Source organism: Micromonospora sp. CCTCC AA 2012012 (genome assembly GCF_040499845.1).
In the GTDB taxonomy this organism is placed as follows: Bacteria; Actinomycetota; Actinomycetes; order Mycobacteriales; family Micromonosporaceae; genus Micromonospora; species Micromonospora mangrovi.
In genome coordinates, this window is the sequence record NZ_CP159342.1 from 5,685,055 (window position 1) to 5,699,417 (window position 14,363).

Here is a 14,363-nt window from a genome sequence, read left to right on the forward strand (position 1 = left end):
CACACGGACAGGAGGCAACGAGGATGACCGATCTCACCGGAGCGATCTGGCGTACCAGCAGCCGCTCCAACGACCAGGGTCTCTGCGTGGAGGTGGCGGCCAACGTGGTCGCCGCCCACGGCGTGGTCGGCGTACGCGACTCCAAGGACCGGCAGGGGCCGACGCTGACGGTCAGCCCGCCGGGCTGGACGGCGTTCGTCGACGCGATCCGCACCGGGCGGTTCCACGCCTGACCCGGTGCCCGCGGTCCGGTGCCCCGATCGGGGCACCGGTGGTGGAAATGTCACCGCGGGCTCCCCGTCGACCCGTCACTCGCCGTACCGTGGACGGCACGGGAGGTGCCATGTCGACGGTGACGGTTACCGAATTCATCGAGGCCCAGGCCGACGACGTCTGGCGGCTCCTCACCGACCTCTCCGCCCGGGGCGGCTGGCTCTCCGCGGTGGGCGCGGTCGAGGTGCTCACCGGGGACGGGTTCGGCCCCGGCACGGCCTGGCGGGAGACCCGGCACCGGCCGGACGGCGGGGAGCAGCCGGAGGAGTTCGTGGTGGTCGAGGCCGTCGCGCCGACCCGGCTGGTGCTCACCTCACCCGGTGCCGGGGTGGACTACCGGATCACCTGGTCGCTGCGGGCCGTCGAGCGTCGACGGCGTGGCTGCACGGCTGTCACCGTCGAGCAGGAGGCGCTCCCCACCGGCCCGTACGGGCGGGTGCTGGCGCTCATCCTCGGCGGGCTCGCCGCCCGCGCCGTGGAGGGCGCCCTCCGGCGCGACCTGGCCGACCTGGCCCGCGCCGTCGCCCCCGCCGACACCGCCGAGGCCGCCTGAGCCGACCACCCCCACCCGACACGGCAGCCCGCGCCGCGCGGTGGCCCGGTGCCGCCGGTGGGTAGGGTGCCGGGCGGAGGTGGGGCATGGGGAAGACCTCGGGGCGACGACGGCTCACGGTGGCGGTGGCCGGCGTGCTCACCGTCGCGGTGGTCGCCGCCATCGCCTATCGGGTGCTCGCCCCCGCCGAGGTCGACACGCCGGCCCGGGCCGCGTACCCGGCGGTGGCGAGCCCACCCGTCGGGGTGATCGGCCGGCTGCCGGTCGCGCCGCTGATCGTGGACGGCCGGCTCCGGGTCTACGCCGGCACCCGGCAGGTGTACGCCGACCAGCCGGTCGACGGCAAGCACCGGGTCACCCCGTTCTGGTCGTACCGGCGCTGGCCGGCGAAGCTGGTCGGGGTGGTGGCGAGCGGCGCCACCGTGGTCAGCCGCTGGTCGGACGGGACGCTCGTCGGGTTGGACGGTCGTACCGGCCGGGTCGCCTGGCGGGCCGACGGACCCGCGCCGGGGCCGGTCACCGAGCCCCGCCGCACCGGGGCCGGCACCGTCTGGGACCCGGCGGGGCTGCACGTCACCCGGGCCGTCGACGGCCGCGAGGTGCTGGTCGCCGTCGGTGCCCGGGCCGTGGCCGGCTACGACCTGGCCGGTGGCCGGGCGCTCTGGCGGACCGACGTGCCGGGCGGCTGCCGTACGGACGTGGCGACCACCGCGGCCGGCGAACTGGTCACCGTCGACGGCTGCGCCCGACCCGCGACGGTCGAGTTCCGGGACGTCGCCACCGGCTCGGTGCGTACCCGCTGGCGTCCGCCGGGCGCCCCCGACGATCTGGTGGTGACCCCGGTGGGCTGCCTGGACGCGCGGTCGGGGTGCCGGGGCCTGCGGACCAGTGGGCCGGGTGACGACGCCGGCCGGGGCTGGCTGACCGGTCCGGGGGAGCCGGTGCCCGAGCCCGCCCTCGACGGGCCGGACGCGGAGCTGGCCGGCGAGCGGGTGGTCGGTACCGCCGGGGGAGTGGTCACCGGCCGCTCGGCGCGCACCGGCGAGGAGCTGTGGCGGCGGGCCGACCTCGGGCCGGTGAGGATTCTCGCGATGCAGCCCGGGCGGGTGCACCTGTTGACCGGGCGGAACGACCTGGTGACCCTGAACCCGGTCACCGGTGCCGTGCGCTCCCGCTTCGCGCTGGACATCGGACACGACGGGATCGGCTGGGTGCCCGGCCGGGTGTACGCGGGGGGCGGCTATCTCGCGGTGGAGCGGCTGCGGGAGCGGGCCACCCCGGACGACGACGACCAGGCGTACTTCCTGATGGCCGAGGCGGTGCTGCTGGCCGCCACCTGAGCGGGGCCCGGCCGGACGCCGGGCCCCGACTCGCCGGTCAGGTGAGGGCGGCCTCGGCGGCGGCCAGGAAGGCGTCGTTCTCGGCGGGGGTGCCGATGGTGACCCGGACGCCGTCACCCGCGAACGGGCGGACGATCACGCCGCGCGCCTCGCACGCCTTGCCGAAGTCGACGGCCCGGTTGCCCAGCGGCAGCCAGACGAAGTTGGCCTGGCTGGACGGCACGTCCGGGACGAACTTGCGCAGCGCCTCGGTGACCCGGTCCCGCTCGGCGATGACCAGCGCGCAGCGCCGCTCGACCTCGTCGGCCTGGGCCAGCGCCGCCAGCGCCCCGGCCTGGGCGGCCATGCTGGTGGAGAAGGGGGTGACCACCTTGCGCACCGCGGCGGCCACGGCCGGCGCGGCGACCAGGAAGCCGATCCGCAGACCGGCCAGCCCCCACGCCTTGGACAGGGTGCGCAGCACGACCACGTTGGGCCGGTCCAGGTAGGTCAGGCCGTCCGGCACCTCCGGGTCGGTGACGAACTCCCGGTAGGCCTCGTCGATGACGACCAGGACGTCGTCCGGCACCGCGTCGAGGAAGCGGTCCAGCTCGGCCTTGCGTACCGAGGTGCCGGTGGGGTTGTTCGGGTTGCAGACCAGGATCATCCGGGTCCGGTCGGTCACCGCCGCGGCCATCGAGGCCAGGTCGTGGCCGTGCCCGGCGTCGTTGGGCACCCGCACGCTGCTCGCGCCGCTGGTCGCCGCGATGATCGGGTACGCCTCGAACGACCGCCACGAGTAGAGCACCTCGTCGCCGGGCAGGCAGGTGGAGCGGACCAGGTGCTCGGCCAGCGCCACCGAGCCGCAGCCGGTGGCGACCTGGTCGACGTGCACGCCGTACCGGTCGGCGAGGGCCTGGCGCAGCGCCACCACGCCCATGTCGGGGTAACGGTGCGAGCCGGCGACCGCCTCGGCCACCGCCTCCACCACGCCCGGCAGCGGGCCGTAGGGCACCTCGTTGCTGGCCAGCTTGATCGCCTCGGGCAGGCCCAGTTCCCGGGCCAGGTCGGCCGGGCTGCGGCCGGGCACGTAGTTGGGCAGCGCGTCGAGGTCGGCACGGGTCAGCCGCAGCGGCGGCTGGTGACGTCCGGCGTCGGTCATGGGGTGTCTCCCGGGGGGTCGGCACGGTCGTGCGGGGCGGTACGGGTGGCGGGGCCGCCGGAGCGCGGCACCTGCACCACCACGGTCTGGGCGCGTTTGTCGTGCAGCGCCTGGCGGAGCGGATGGTCGAAGAGCGCCGAGACGGCGTCGACGAACTGGAGCAGCAGGCCGAAGCCGCAGCAGTACCAGAGCAGGGTGGGCAGGCCCATCGTGCTCCACCGCCGGGTCGCCCGGCCGAAGCCGAGCGGCTGGTCGGCCTCGACCGGCACCGCCCGGACCCGCATCACCCGCTTGCCGAAGGTCTGCCCCCGGGCCGCCATCGACGGCACCTCGTAGGCGAACCAGAGCGCGGTGGCGATAAGCAGGATGGCGATCTGGAGGCCGGCGGCCTGCTCACCCGGCTGTGGCAGCCCGTCGGTGGAGGTGTTGCCGGCCAGCGACCGGCGTACCGACTCCCGCAGGTAGGGCGAGATCTCCTCGACGTACCGCCAGACGAACCAGCCGTTGACCAGGGCGTTGAGCAGGAACACCGCACCGAAGTCGATCAGGCGGGCCACCAGCCGGGCCCCGTACGAGGCCAGCGGCAGCCCGTGCGGGCGCGGCTCGGGCGGTCGTCCCGGCCAGCCGGGGTAGGGCCAGCCGGGCGGGGGTCCCTGCGCCGGGCCGTGGCCGGGCGGCTGTCCGGGGCCCCACTGCCCCGGGCCCCACTGTCCGGGGGCGGGCTGTGCCGGGCCCCACTGTCCGGGGGCGGGCTGTCCCGGCGGGCCCGTCGGGTGACCGGGGTGTGGCGCAGGGCCGGCACCGGGGACGGCACCGGTCGGGGCGGAGGTGGGCGCCGACGGGGGGACCGGGGCCGGTTCGGCCGGCGGCGGACCCTCGGGCGGGGTGGCGTCGACCGGGATCGGCGCGCCGATCCACCCCTCGCCGTCCCAGTACCGTCTGGTCTCCGGGTCGGCGGGGTCGACGTACCAGCCAGGTTGCACGCTCACCGGGTCATCACGCTCACGCTCACGGTGCAACCTTAACGACGACGGTGCCCGCGAACTTGTCGTGCAGGCACTGCTGCCAGGGCTTGTCCCAGAGTTGCCAGAAGCCGTCGAGATAGTTGAGGAAGGGCACCAGCGAGCCGGCCACGAACTCGATCAGGTAGCGCTTGCCGGCCATCCCCCGGGTGAGGGTCCGGGCCGGGTCCACCGGCACGATCCGGATCTTCATCGCCTTCTTGCCGAGCGTCTGACCCGTCCGGTGCGCGTACTCGACGTGGTAGAGCCAGTAGAGGGCCAGCATGACCAGCATCAGCCCCAGCTCGGCGAGGAAGATGGGCACGAAGAACTCGCCCATCATCCGGGCCGGGTCCGGCTCGGCCAGCCGGCCGTCGGCGTCGTAGCGGGTCATCTCGTCGATCATCCGCTGGAAGAGCCAGATGACGACCGGCACGAAGAGCACGACCGTGACCAGGGACGCCAGCGCGGTGTCGATGATCCAGGCGAGCAGCCGGTCGGCGAAGCTGGCCAGCGGCTGCCCGTTCGGCGCCACCGGGGGCGGGGCGAGGACGGGGTACGGCGGCCGGGCCGGGCCGGGCGCCGGATAGGCCGGGACCCCGGCGTACGTCGGCGGGACGTGCTGCGTCGGCGGGACGTACCCCTGGGGGGCGCCGGGCGGCGTGCCGCCGCCGCCCGTGGGCGAGGGCCCGACGGGCGGCGGCGTGGTGTTCGGAGGCTGCGTCACGCTCGACAGTGTTACAGGTTGCCGCGCGCTTCCTGCTCCCGCTCGATCGCCTCGAAGAGGGCCTTGAAGTTGCCCTTGCCGAAGCCCAGCGAGCCGTGCCGCTCGATCAGCTCGAAGAAGACGGTCGGGCGGTCCTGCACCGGCTTGGTGAAGATCTGGAGCAGGTAGCCGTCCTCGTCCCGGTCGACCAGGATCTTGCGGGCCTTCAGCTCCTCGATCGGCACCCGGACGTTGCCGATCCGGGCGCGCAGCTCCGGGTCGTCGTAGTACGAGTCGGGGGTGTCCAGGAACTCGACGCCCGCGGCCCGCATCGCGTCGACGCTGGCCAGGATGTCGTTGGTGGCGACGGCGATGTGCTGGGCACCCGGGCCCTGGTAGAACTCCAGGTACTCGTCGATCTGCGACTTCTTGCGGGCGATCGCCGGCTCGTTGAGCGGGAACTTGACCTTGCGGGTGCCGCTCGCCACGACCTTGCTCATCAGCGCCGAGTAGTCGGTGGCGATGTCGTCGCCGATGAACTCGGCCATGTTGCTGAAGCCCATGACCCGCTTGTAGAACTCCACCCACTCGTCCATCCGGCCGAGTTCGACGTTGCCGACCACGTGGTCGACCGCCTGGAAGAAGCGCTTCGGCTGGAGGCCGGCGTCGATCATCGGCTGCCGGTCCACGATCGGGCCGCGGGCCACGAAGCCGGGCAGGAACGGGCCGGTGTAGCGGGAGCGGTCGATCAGGGTGTGCCGGGTGTCGCCGTACGCGGCGATGGCCGCCAGCCGGACGGTGCCGTGCTCGTCGCTCACCTCGTGCGGCTCGACCAGGCCGGTCGCGCCCTGCGCCACGGCGTGGCGGTACGCCGCGTCGACGTCCGGCACCTCCAGCGCGATGTCGGAGACGCCGTCGCTGTGCTTCGCCACGTGCTCGGCGCCCTCGGCGTCCGGGCGCACCGCGCCGGTCAGCACGAAGCGGGCGGAACCGCTGGTCAGCACGTACTCGGCGTGGTCCCGGAAGCCCTGCTCCGGCCCCCGGTACGCCACGCAGGTCATGCCGAAGGCGGTCGAGTAGTAGTGCGCCGCCTGCTTGGCGTTGCCGACCAGGAAGTGCACGTGGTCGAGGCCCTTGACCGGGAACGGGTCATGGCTGATGTCGTGGTCGACAGCGCCGACGAGCGCGTCGACGTCGACGTCGTCGGTCGGTCGGTCGATCGCCTGGGTCATGGTGGTCTCCCTTGCGTACCGGCCGGCCTCGTGGGCCGCCGTTGGTTGGTCGTGTGGCGAGGATCGCTGGGCCGGCTCGGGTTGGGCAACTGGTGGCGAAACTGCTGGTCAGGTTGCGCAATCCGTAAAGTGAAAACCCATGAGTGCTGGTCAGGATGTACAACTCGACGACCTTGACGCCCGCTTGATCGAAATCCTCACCGAGGAGCCCCGGATCGGCGTGCTGGAGTGCTCCCGGCGGCTCGGCGTGGCCCGGGGCACCGTCCAGGCCCGGCTGGACAAGCTGGTCGAGCGGGGGGTGATCGGCGGCTTCGGCCCGGAGATCTCACCCGCCGCGATCGGCTTCGGGGTGACCAGCTTCGTCACCCTGGAGATCAGCCAGCGGCACGGGCACGACCCGGTCACCGCCCACCTGGCCGCCATCCCCGAGGTGCTGGAGGCGCACACCATCACCGGCTCCAGCGACCTGCTCTGCCGCATCGTGGCCAGGTCGAACGCCGACCTCCAACGCGTCATCGACCAGATCGTCAGCTCGGAGGGCATCCGCCGCGCCTCCACCATCATCGCGCTGGCCGAGCAGATCCCCTACCGCACGCTCCCCCTGGTCCGCTCCGCCGCCCGCTGACCCTCTCCGCCGACCCGGGGGTGGCGGTCGCGCGCATAACGGGGCCGATGGGGGCGAAGCGGGGGCGACAACTGCAAGATCGACGCGAATGGTGGGCGACACGCGCCCGCGGGGCCTCGGTGCAGCGGTGGTCGTCGCTACGGTGTGCGGTGTGAAGGGCCTTGGCGTACGCGGCTGGTTGCTGCTCGGGCTCGTCACCGTGGTGGTGCTCGCCGCGACCGGGGTGTGGAACCCGTTCCCCGGCATCTGGGACTGGGTCGACCGGAGCAAGCCGATCTCCGAGCCGGACGTGGTCTGGCAGCAGCGGGTCGGTGGCACCCCGAAGAGCGTCACCATCGCCGGCGACACCGTGATCGTCGAGCAGCGTACCCGGGTCGAGGCCCGCAGCCTGGCCACCGGCACCCAGCTCTGGGAGCACAAGGCCGACTGGGCCGCGGTGGCCGGCGGTGACCGGGACGCGGTCGTCGCCGTGGGCAAGCTCCTGGTCAAGGGGTACGAGCTGCTCGACCCCACCACCGGCGTGGTGCGCCGCCGCGACGGTGACGCGGTGGCCGTCTGGACGTACCGCAACGCGCTGCTCGACGTGCGCTGCGTCGAGGCCACCGACTGCACGTTGAGCGCCTGGGACCCGCGCGGCACCCGGCCACTCTGGACCGCGTTCCTGCCCGGCGTGCACAGTGGCCTGCTCGCCGACAACCCCGACCTGCTCGGCACCCGGCGGCTCGGCGCCCAGCGGATCGATCGGGGGGTGGCCGGCCCCGAGGCCGTCCCGCCGCTGCTCGGCTTCCCGGTGGACGGGCGGGTGCACGTGGTGGACACCGCCACCGGCCGGGTGCTCCAGAACGTGCAGCCGGGGCGGGATGAACGGCTGGCGGTGATCGGCGGCCGGCTGCTCCGGATCACCGCGACCTCCCGGGACGGCACCTGCTACTTCGCGATCTCCGCCCGGGACGCGGCCACCGGCCAGGAGGTGTGGCGGCGCACCGGGCTCAACCTGCGGACCGCCGACAACGCCGGGTGCGTGCAGCGGGAGGACCCGCAGGGCGCGCGGAACGTGCTGATCGGGGTCGCGCCGGACGGCCGGGAGGCGGTCGTCGATGGGTACGACGGCCGGTTCCTCCAGATCGGCGCCCAGGGGGAGAAGCTGCTCGCCGTCGACGACCGGTGGGCGGTGGTGCGCAGCGCCGACAAGCGCTCCATCACCGGCCGGGAGCTGTCGGCCGACCGGACCCGGTGGACCCGGGCCGCGGGCGGGAAGAGCGGCGCGGCGCTGACCCCGTACGCGGCGGTGATCGCCGAGGAGAAGCCGTCCCGGCTGATCGCGGTGGACCCGCGTACCGGCCGGGAGCTGGTGCTGCTGCGGACCTCGGCGAACGCCCTGGCGGTCGGCCCGAACGGCATGATCATCGGTGAGGGTCGGGAGATCGGGTACGTCCGCTGGGGCGCCGGTGCCGCCGTCCCGCCGCCCCCCGAGGAGGGTGGCGTCCCCGACCAGAACCCGGGCAGCACCTACCTACCGCCCTCGGACGAGGGCAGCTGCGGACCGAAGCGGGAACTCTGCCCCGACGGCGGATGAGAGCGGCGTCCCAGGACGGACCGGCGGGTGCCACCGATCGACCGGTCTGCCCTAGGCTTTTCGTTCATGAGCAGTGCCGCCGCGTTCTCGTACGCCCCCTTGCTGCCGACCGGTCCGGACCAGACGGAGTACCGCCTGGTCACCGACGAGGGCGTCGATGTCGTCAACGGCCCCGGTGGCCGTCGTTTCCTCACCGTGGAACCCTCCGCGCTGACCGCGCTGACCGCCGAGGCGATGCACGACATCGCCCACTTCCTGCGCCCGGCGCACCTGGCCCAGCTCCGGTCGATCATCGACGACCCGGCAGCCTCGCCGAACGACCGGTTCGTCGCACTGGACCTGCTGCGCAACGCCAACATCGCGGCCGGCGGGGTGCTGCCGATGTGCCAGGACACCGGCACCGCCATCGTGATGGGCAAGCGCGGCCGGCACGTGCTCACCGACGGCACCGACGCGGAGGCGATCTCGCGCGGCGTCTACCAGGCGTACACCCGGCTCAACCTGCGGTACTCGCAGCTCGCGCCGCTGACCATGTGGGACGAGCGGAACACCGGCAGCAACCTCCCCGCCCAGGTGGAGCTCTACGCCGAGGACCCGGACGGGCACCCGGACGCCTACAAGTTCCTCTTCATGGCCAAGGGCGGCGGCTCGGCCAACAAGTCCTACCTCTACCAGGAGACCAAGGCGCTGCTGAATCCGACGCGGATGATGCAGTTCCTGGAGGAGAAGCTGCGGCTGATCGGCACCGCCGCCTGCCCGCCCTACCACCTCGCCATCGTCATCGGCGGCACCTCCGCCGAGTACGCGCTCAAGACCGCCAAGTACGCCTCCGCGAAGTACCTGGACGCCCTCCCGACCGAGGGTTCGATGAGCGCCCATGGCTTCCGCGACCTGGCGCTGGAGGCCGAGGTGCTGGAGCTGACCCGCAACTTCGGCATCGGCGCGCAGTTCGGCGGGCGCTACTTCTGCCACGACGTGCGGGTGGTCCGGCTGCCCCGGCACGGCGCCTCCTGCCCGGTGGCGATCGCCGTCTCCTGCTCCGCCGACCGGCAGGCGGTCGCCAAGATCACCCCGTCGGGCGTGTGGCTGGAGCGGCTGGAGACCGACCCGGCCCGCTTCCTCCCGGACGTCACCGACGAGACGCTGGACGCCGAGCAGGTCGTCCGGGTCGACCTGAACCGGCCGATGGACGAGATCCGGGCCGAGCTGTCGAAATACCCGGTGAAGACCCGGCTCTCGCTGACCGGCCCGCTGGTCGTGGCGCGGGACATCGCGCACGCGAAGATCGCCGAGCGGCTGGACGCGGGCGAGCCGATGCCGCAGTACCTGCGCGACCACGCCGTCTACTACGCCGGCCCGGCCAAGACCCCGGAGGGCTACGCGTCCGGGTCGTTCGGCCCGACCACCGCCGGCCGGATGGACGCGTACGTGGAGAAGTTCCAGGCCGCCGGCGGTTCCCAGGTGATGCTGGCGAAGGGCAACCGGTCCGCCCAGGTGACCCGCTCCTGCCAGCAGCACGGCGGCTTCTATCTCGGCTCGATCGGCGGCCCGGCCGCCCGGCTGGCGCAGGACTGCATCAAGCACGTCGAGGTCCTGGAATACGCGGAGCTGGGCATGGAGGCGGTCTGGAAGATCGAGGTGGAGGACTTCCCCGCCTTCATCGTCGTCGACGACAAGGGCAACGACTTCTTCGCCGAGGTCACCAAGCCGGTCCTGACCGTCGGGCGGCGCTGACCCCTCGCGTACGCGGAAAGGGGCACCGGGTCTGCGGCCCGGCGCCCCTTTCGTCGTCGTGCGGATCAGCCCTGGTCGATCCAGATGTTGTAGTACCCCGAGCCGGAGGTCAGCCCGGCCGCCGTACGGCTGCGCACGGTCAGGCTGTGGCCGTAGGCCGACTCGGCGGTCCAGCCCACCCGGGCCGTGCCGGTCGCGTCGGCCACGACGGTCTGCTCCGGACCACCGTCGAACGAGTAGACGAACTCGGTGGTGCCGGCCAGTTGGGCGGTGAAGACGAAGTCACCCGTCCGGCCGACCGTCGCGCCGCCCTGCCAGCCGAAGACGTCCGAGGTGATCGTGGGGCTCTGCGGGTCCACCCGGAACGAGTAGTACTGCACGTCCGTGGTCACCCCGGCCGCCGTGCGGGCCCGTACCCGGACCTCGTTCCAGCCGCCCCACTCGTCGTCGGCGCTGCCCGCCGTCCACTCGATGGTGGCCGTGCCGTCCGGACCCGCCTCGACCGTGCGCTCCGGCTCGCCCCGGAACGTGTAGAGGTACGAGGTGATCCCGGTGCTCTGCGGGTGCGGCCGGAAGGTGAAGGTGCCGGTGACACCGGGGCCGCCGCCGGTCAGGTTGCGCGGGTACACCGCGGACTCGACGCTCGGGGCGACCGAGGCCACGTCGAACGTCAGGTCGGCGGTGGCCGACTCGACGCCGTCACCGGTCCGGCTGAACACCTGGATCGAGTGCTGGTACGCCTCGGTCGGCGTGTAGGCGATCGTCGCGGTCCCGTCCGCGCCGGCCGTCACGGTCTGCGGCTCGCCGTAGTCGAACGCGTAGACGTACTCGGTGACACCGTCCATCGCCGGCTTGAGGACGAAGCTCCCCGCCGTACCGACCGGCGCGCCGGTCGACCCGTCCGAGGGCCACTGGGTCGAGCTGACGAAGGGCTCGGTGCGGACCGTGAACCGGTAGTCGGCATCGCCGGAGAGCAGGCCGTCCCGGGTACGGCTGCGGACGTGCAGCGTGTTGTTCGCGGTCGTCGGCGTCACCGAGATCGCGGCCCGACCCTCGGCGTCGGCCGCGACCGTGTGCGCCGCGCCGCTGTTGAGCGACCAGACGTACTCCACCACGTCGGTCATGTTCGGGGCGAGGCCGAACTCGCGGGTCTCGCCCAGCCGCCCGTCCCGGTTGCCGTCGGTCACCGTCGGCGCGGTGTTGCGCACGGTGAACTGGTACGTCGTCACGGGGGACCGGTTCCCGGTCCGGTCCACGGCCTGGACGTAGAGCCGCTTCAGGCCGTAGTCGGTGGGGGTCCAGGTGATCGTCGCCGCCCCGGACGCATCGGCGGCGACGTAGTTGGTCGTGCCGCTGGGGCCCCAGCGGTAGCCGGCGACGTCGTCCGCGCCCTTCGCGGTGAAGGTGAACCGGCCGGGGATGCCCGGCCCGCCGTACCCGGGCCAGCCCCAGCCGGCCGGGTACTCGGCCGAGGTGACCGTGGGCGCCGGCGGAACGGCCGTGTCCACGGTGAAGCGGCACACGGGCGACCAGTCGGAGCTGGCGTGCTGGTCGGCGGCCCGGACCGCGAAGGCGTACGTGCCACCGTCGACCACGGCTTCGCCGGGCACCGAGTACGTGAAGCGGGTGGGCGCGTACATCGAGTAGGAGGTCCACTCGGTCCGCTCGTCCGGGCGGTCGACGGGCCACCAGGCGAAGGTGGCGGTCACCGGGTCACCCGAGTAGCCGTCCACCTTGTCCGGGTCGGTGACCTCGGCGTAGAGGGCCGGCGTCGTGGTACCGACCAGGAGCCCGTCGGCGCAGGCCAGGCCGGAGACGCTGAGCTTGCCCGGCACGTTCGGCGCGGCGTTGGCGTCCAGCGAGATGCCCGGCCGCTTGATCCGTCGGCCGAAGTGCTTGGCCTCCTCGTGGTCCCCGGCGATCCGGGCCATCAGGGTGAGCGAGTCCCGGCCGTCGGTCACCGCCCGCTGCACCGCCTCCGTGACGAGCAGCTCCAGGTAGCCGGCCGGGCAGCGGTCGGTGGCGATCGTGAAGTCGCCCACCTTCTCGTGCACCGCCGGGGCGTCCGTCCAGGTCGGCGCGGTGGCCGGGGTGTCGGTACGCCACAGCTCCAGCTCGCGCGGCTTGGTGCAGTCGTCGACCGACGTCTCGCCGGTCTGGAGTCCGGCCCTGATGATCTGCTTGCCCCGGTACGGGGCGAGGTCGAAGGTGAAGTAGGCCCGCGTGGTGTGCTTCTTGCCGTCGGCCTCCCAGGTGCCGACCGGCAGGTCCTCGGCGGCGGTGGTGGGGAAGGCCGTCGTCGGCTGTCGGGCGTCGGTCCAGCTGGTGCTGGTCGGCTGCACCCAGCGGACCGGAGCGGCGGCGGCCGGCTGGCCGGCGAACACCAGACCGCCGCCGGTGGCGAGCAGGGCGGCGAGTCCGGTGCCGAGCAGCCGGCGCGGTACGCGTCGACGGCGTGCGGGCACGCCGGTGGTACCCCCGTGAACGTGCAAGATTGATCCCTCCGATGGGAGTGGTCAGATTTTCATGATCTTAATTCGGTGAATGTAACCAGCGCCCCCGACTTTTGGCCGACGTCGATGCGCCGAGAGGCCGGAACCCCGAAGGCGGCGGTCGACCGCGACGAGTGTCGGGCGATCATCTGCGATCCGGCGACTGTCGCGGCAGGATGGAACGCGTGACGACTCCAGAGGCAGCGGGCTACCGGATCGAACGCGACTCGATGGGCGAGGTGGAGGTGCCCGCCGAGGCGTTGTGGCGGGCGCAGACCCAGCGCGCGGTGCAGAACTTCCCGATCTCGGGGCGGGGCATCGAACCGGCCCAGATCAAGGCGCTGGCCCAGATCAAGGGGGCGGCGGCCGAGGTGAACGGCGACCTCGGGGTGATCGACGCGGAGGTGGCGGCGGCGATCGTCGCCGCCGCCGCGCACGTGGCCGCCGGCGGGTACGACGACCAGTTCCCGATCGACGTCTTCCAGACCGGCTCGGGCACCTCGTCCAACATGAACACCAACGAGGTGATCGCCACCCTGGCCACCCGCGAGCTGGGCCGGGACGTGCACCCGAACGACCACGTCAACGCCTCGCAGTCCAGCAACGACGTCTTCCCGTCCTCGATCCACCTGGCGGCCACCCAGTTCGTGGCGGAGGATCTGATCCCCTCGCTGACGCACCTGGCGGGTGCGCTGGAGCAGAAGGCGGCCGAGTTCGAGACGGTGGTCAAGGCGGGGCGTACCCACCTGATGGACGCCACACCGGTGACCCTGGGCCAGGAGTTCGGCGGGTATGCCGCCCAGGTCCGCTACGGCGTCGAGCGGTTGGAGGCGACGCTGCCCCGGCTGGCCGAGCTGCCGCTGGGCGGCACGGCGGTGGGCACCGGCATCAACACGCCCCTCGGGTTCGCGGCGGCCGTGATCGGGAAGCTGCGCGACTCCACCGGGCTGCCGCTGAGCGAGGCCCGCAACCACTTCGAGGCGCAGGGTGCCCGGGACGCGCTGGTGGAGACCTCCGGCCAGCTCCGCACCATCGCGGTCGGCCTCTACAAGATCGCCAACGACGTCCGCTGGATGGGTTCCGGTCCTCGCGCCGGCCTGCGTGAGCTGCGCATCCCCGATCTCCAGCCCGGCTCGTCGATCATGCCGGGCAAGGTGAACCCGGTGGTCGCCGAGGCGATGCGCCAGGTCTGCGCGCAGGTCATCGGCAACGACGCGGCGGTGGCGTTCGCCGGCACGCAGGGCGACTTCGAGCTGAACGTGATGCTCCCGGTGATGGGGCGCAACCTGCTGGAGTCGATCAAGCTGCTGGCCGCGTCCAGTCGGCTCTTCGCCGACCGCCTGGTGGTCGGTCTGGTCGCGGACGCCGAGGTCTGCCTGGCGTACGCGGAGGGCTCGCCGTCGATCGTCACCCCGCTCAACCGTCACCTCGGGTACGACGAGGCCGCCTCCATCGCTAAGGAGGCCCTGGCCAGGCAGGTCTCCATCCGGGAGGTGGTGATCGCGCGCGGCCACGTGGACTCGGGCAAGCTCACCGAGACCCAGCTCGACGAGGCCCTCGACCTGCTCCGGATGACCCACCCCTGACCCGTTCTGCCGTGACCGGTGGCGGCCGGGCCAGGTCGCTCCGGCGTCGACCGGCTCGGCCGGCCGTCTTCGCGGGGCGCAATTCCCTCGACCGGTCTGCGGGG

12 protein-coding genes are annotated in these 14,363 nt (G+C 73.0%); 7 read left to right on the top strand and 5 right to left on the bottom strand.

What is annotated here, in order from left to right; genetic code table 11:
• The first annotated feature begins 23 nt into the window (after positions 1-23).
• The 3 genes from ABUL08_RS25555 to ABUL08_RS25565 all read left to right on the top strand — a co-directional run bounded on the left by ABUL08_RS25555 (position 24) and on the right by ABUL08_RS25565 (position 2,166).
• Complete coding sequence (locus ABUL08_RS25555) at positions 24-233, top strand: DUF397 domain-containing protein (protein WP_350932533.1); 210 nt, start codon at positions 24-26, stop codon at positions 231-233.
• Between the two features lie 110 nt (positions 234-343).
• On the top strand, positions 344-826 hold the full coding sequence (locus ABUL08_RS25560; RefSeq protein WP_350932534.1) for an SRPBCC family protein: 483 nt from the start codon (positions 344-346) through the stop codon (positions 824-826).
• Between the two features lie 86 nt (positions 827-912).
• Positions 913-2,166, top strand: coding sequence for an outer membrane protein assembly factor BamB family protein (locus tag ABUL08_RS25565; RefSeq protein ID WP_350932535.1), 1,254 nt, complete (start codon positions 913-915; stop codon positions 2,164-2,166).
• A gap of 37 nt (positions 2,167-2,203) precedes the next feature.
• On the opposite strand, the gene hisC is transcribed toward ABUL08_RS25565, so the two are convergent.
• The 4 genes from hisC to hppD are packed head-to-tail and all read right to left on the bottom strand — an operon-like array spanning position 2,204 to position 6,246.
• Positions 2,204-3,307, bottom strand: coding sequence for a histidinol-phosphate transaminase (gene hisC, locus ABUL08_RS25570; RefSeq protein WP_350932537.1), 1,104 nt, complete (start codon positions 3,305-3,307; stop codon positions 2,204-2,206).
• Positions 3,304-4,296: an RDD family protein gene (locus ABUL08_RS25575; protein ID WP_350932538.1), complete on the bottom strand. Its 993-nt coding sequence runs from the start codon at positions 4,294-4,296 to the stop codon at positions 3,304-3,306. Before ABUL08_RS25575 ends, hisC begins: the two co-directional genes overlap by 4 nt.
• 19 nt (positions 4,297-4,315) lie before the next feature.
• Positions 4,316-5,035: an RDD family protein gene (locus ABUL08_RS25580; protein WP_350932539.1), complete on the bottom strand. Its 720-nt coding sequence runs from the start codon at positions 5,033-5,035 to the stop codon at positions 4,316-4,318.
• 11 nt (positions 5,036-5,046) lie between these two features.
• Complete coding sequence (gene hppD, locus ABUL08_RS25585; protein ID WP_350932541.1) at positions 5,047-6,246, bottom strand: 4-hydroxyphenylpyruvate dioxygenase; 1,200 nt, start codon at positions 6,244-6,246, stop codon at positions 5,047-5,049.
• A 139-nt stretch (positions 6,247-6,385) separates the two neighbouring features.
• Between hppD and ABUL08_RS25590 the strand changes: the two genes are divergently transcribed.
• The 3 genes from ABUL08_RS25590 (at position 6,386) to ABUL08_RS25600 (ending at position 10,181) form a co-directional block, all read left to right on the top strand.
• A complete protein-coding gene (locus tag ABUL08_RS25590; RefSeq protein ID WP_350932542.1) occupies positions 6,386-6,871 on the top strand; it encodes an Lrp/AsnC family transcriptional regulator in 486 nt (161 codons plus the stop codon).
• Positions 6,872-7,049: 178 nt separating this feature from the next.
• Complete coding sequence (locus ABUL08_RS25595; RefSeq protein ID WP_377521875.1) at positions 7,050-8,447, top strand: hypothetical protein; 1,398 nt, start codon at positions 7,050-7,052, stop codon at positions 8,445-8,447.
• 66 nt (positions 8,448-8,513) lie between these two features.
• Entirely contained in the window at positions 8,514-10,181 is a 1,668-nt protein-coding gene (locus ABUL08_RS25600; RefSeq protein ID WP_350932543.1) for a fumarate hydratase, read from the top strand.
• Positions 10,182-10,246: 65 nt separating this feature from the next.
• Here the strand turns inward: ABUL08_RS25600 and ABUL08_RS25605 are convergent, their stop codons facing one another.
• Entirely contained in the window at positions 10,247-12,646 is a 2,400-nt protein-coding gene (locus ABUL08_RS25605; RefSeq protein WP_350932545.1) for a DNRLRE domain-containing protein, read from the bottom strand.
• Between the two features lie 212 nt (positions 12,647-12,858).
• On the opposite strand from ABUL08_RS25605, the gene ABUL08_RS25610 reads away from it, so the two are divergent.
• The gene (locus ABUL08_RS25610) at positions 12,859-14,259 is read left to right on the top strand and encodes a class II fumarate hydratase (protein WP_377521852.1); all 1,401 of its coding nucleotides are present in this window, start codon (positions 12,859-12,861) and stop codon (positions 14,257-14,259) included.
• Positions 14,260-14,363: the final 104 nt, after the last annotated feature.

What these genes read in the sequence shown, in the direction of transcription:
- hppD (WP_350932541.1), bottom strand. Translation starts at nt 6,246, where the DNA reads ATGACCCAGGCGATCGACCGACCGACCGACGACGTCGACGTCGACGCG.
- hisC (WP_350932537.1), bottom strand. Translation starts at nt 3,307, where the DNA reads ATGACCGACGCCGGACGTCACCAGCCGCCGCTGCGGCTGACCCGTGCC.
- ABUL08_RS25590 (WP_350932542.1), top strand. Translation starts at nt 6,386, where the DNA reads ATGAGTGCTGGTCAGGATGTACAACTCGACGACCTTGACGCCCGCTTG.
- ABUL08_RS25600 (WP_350932543.1), top strand. Translation starts at nt 8,514, where the DNA reads ATGAGCAGTGCCGCCGCGTTCTCGTACGCCCCCTTGCTGCCGACCGGT.
- ABUL08_RS25560 (WP_350932534.1), top strand. Translation starts at nt 344, where the DNA reads ATGTCGACGGTGACGGTTACCGAATTCATCGAGGCCCAGGCCGACGAC.
- ABUL08_RS25565 (WP_350932535.1), top strand. Translation starts at nt 913, where the DNA reads ATGGGGAAGACCTCGGGGCGACGACGGCTCACGGTGGCGGTGGCCGGC.
- ABUL08_RS25555 (WP_350932533.1), top strand. Translation starts at nt 24, where the DNA reads ATGACCGATCTCACCGGAGCGATCTGGCGTACCAGCAGCCGCTCCAAC.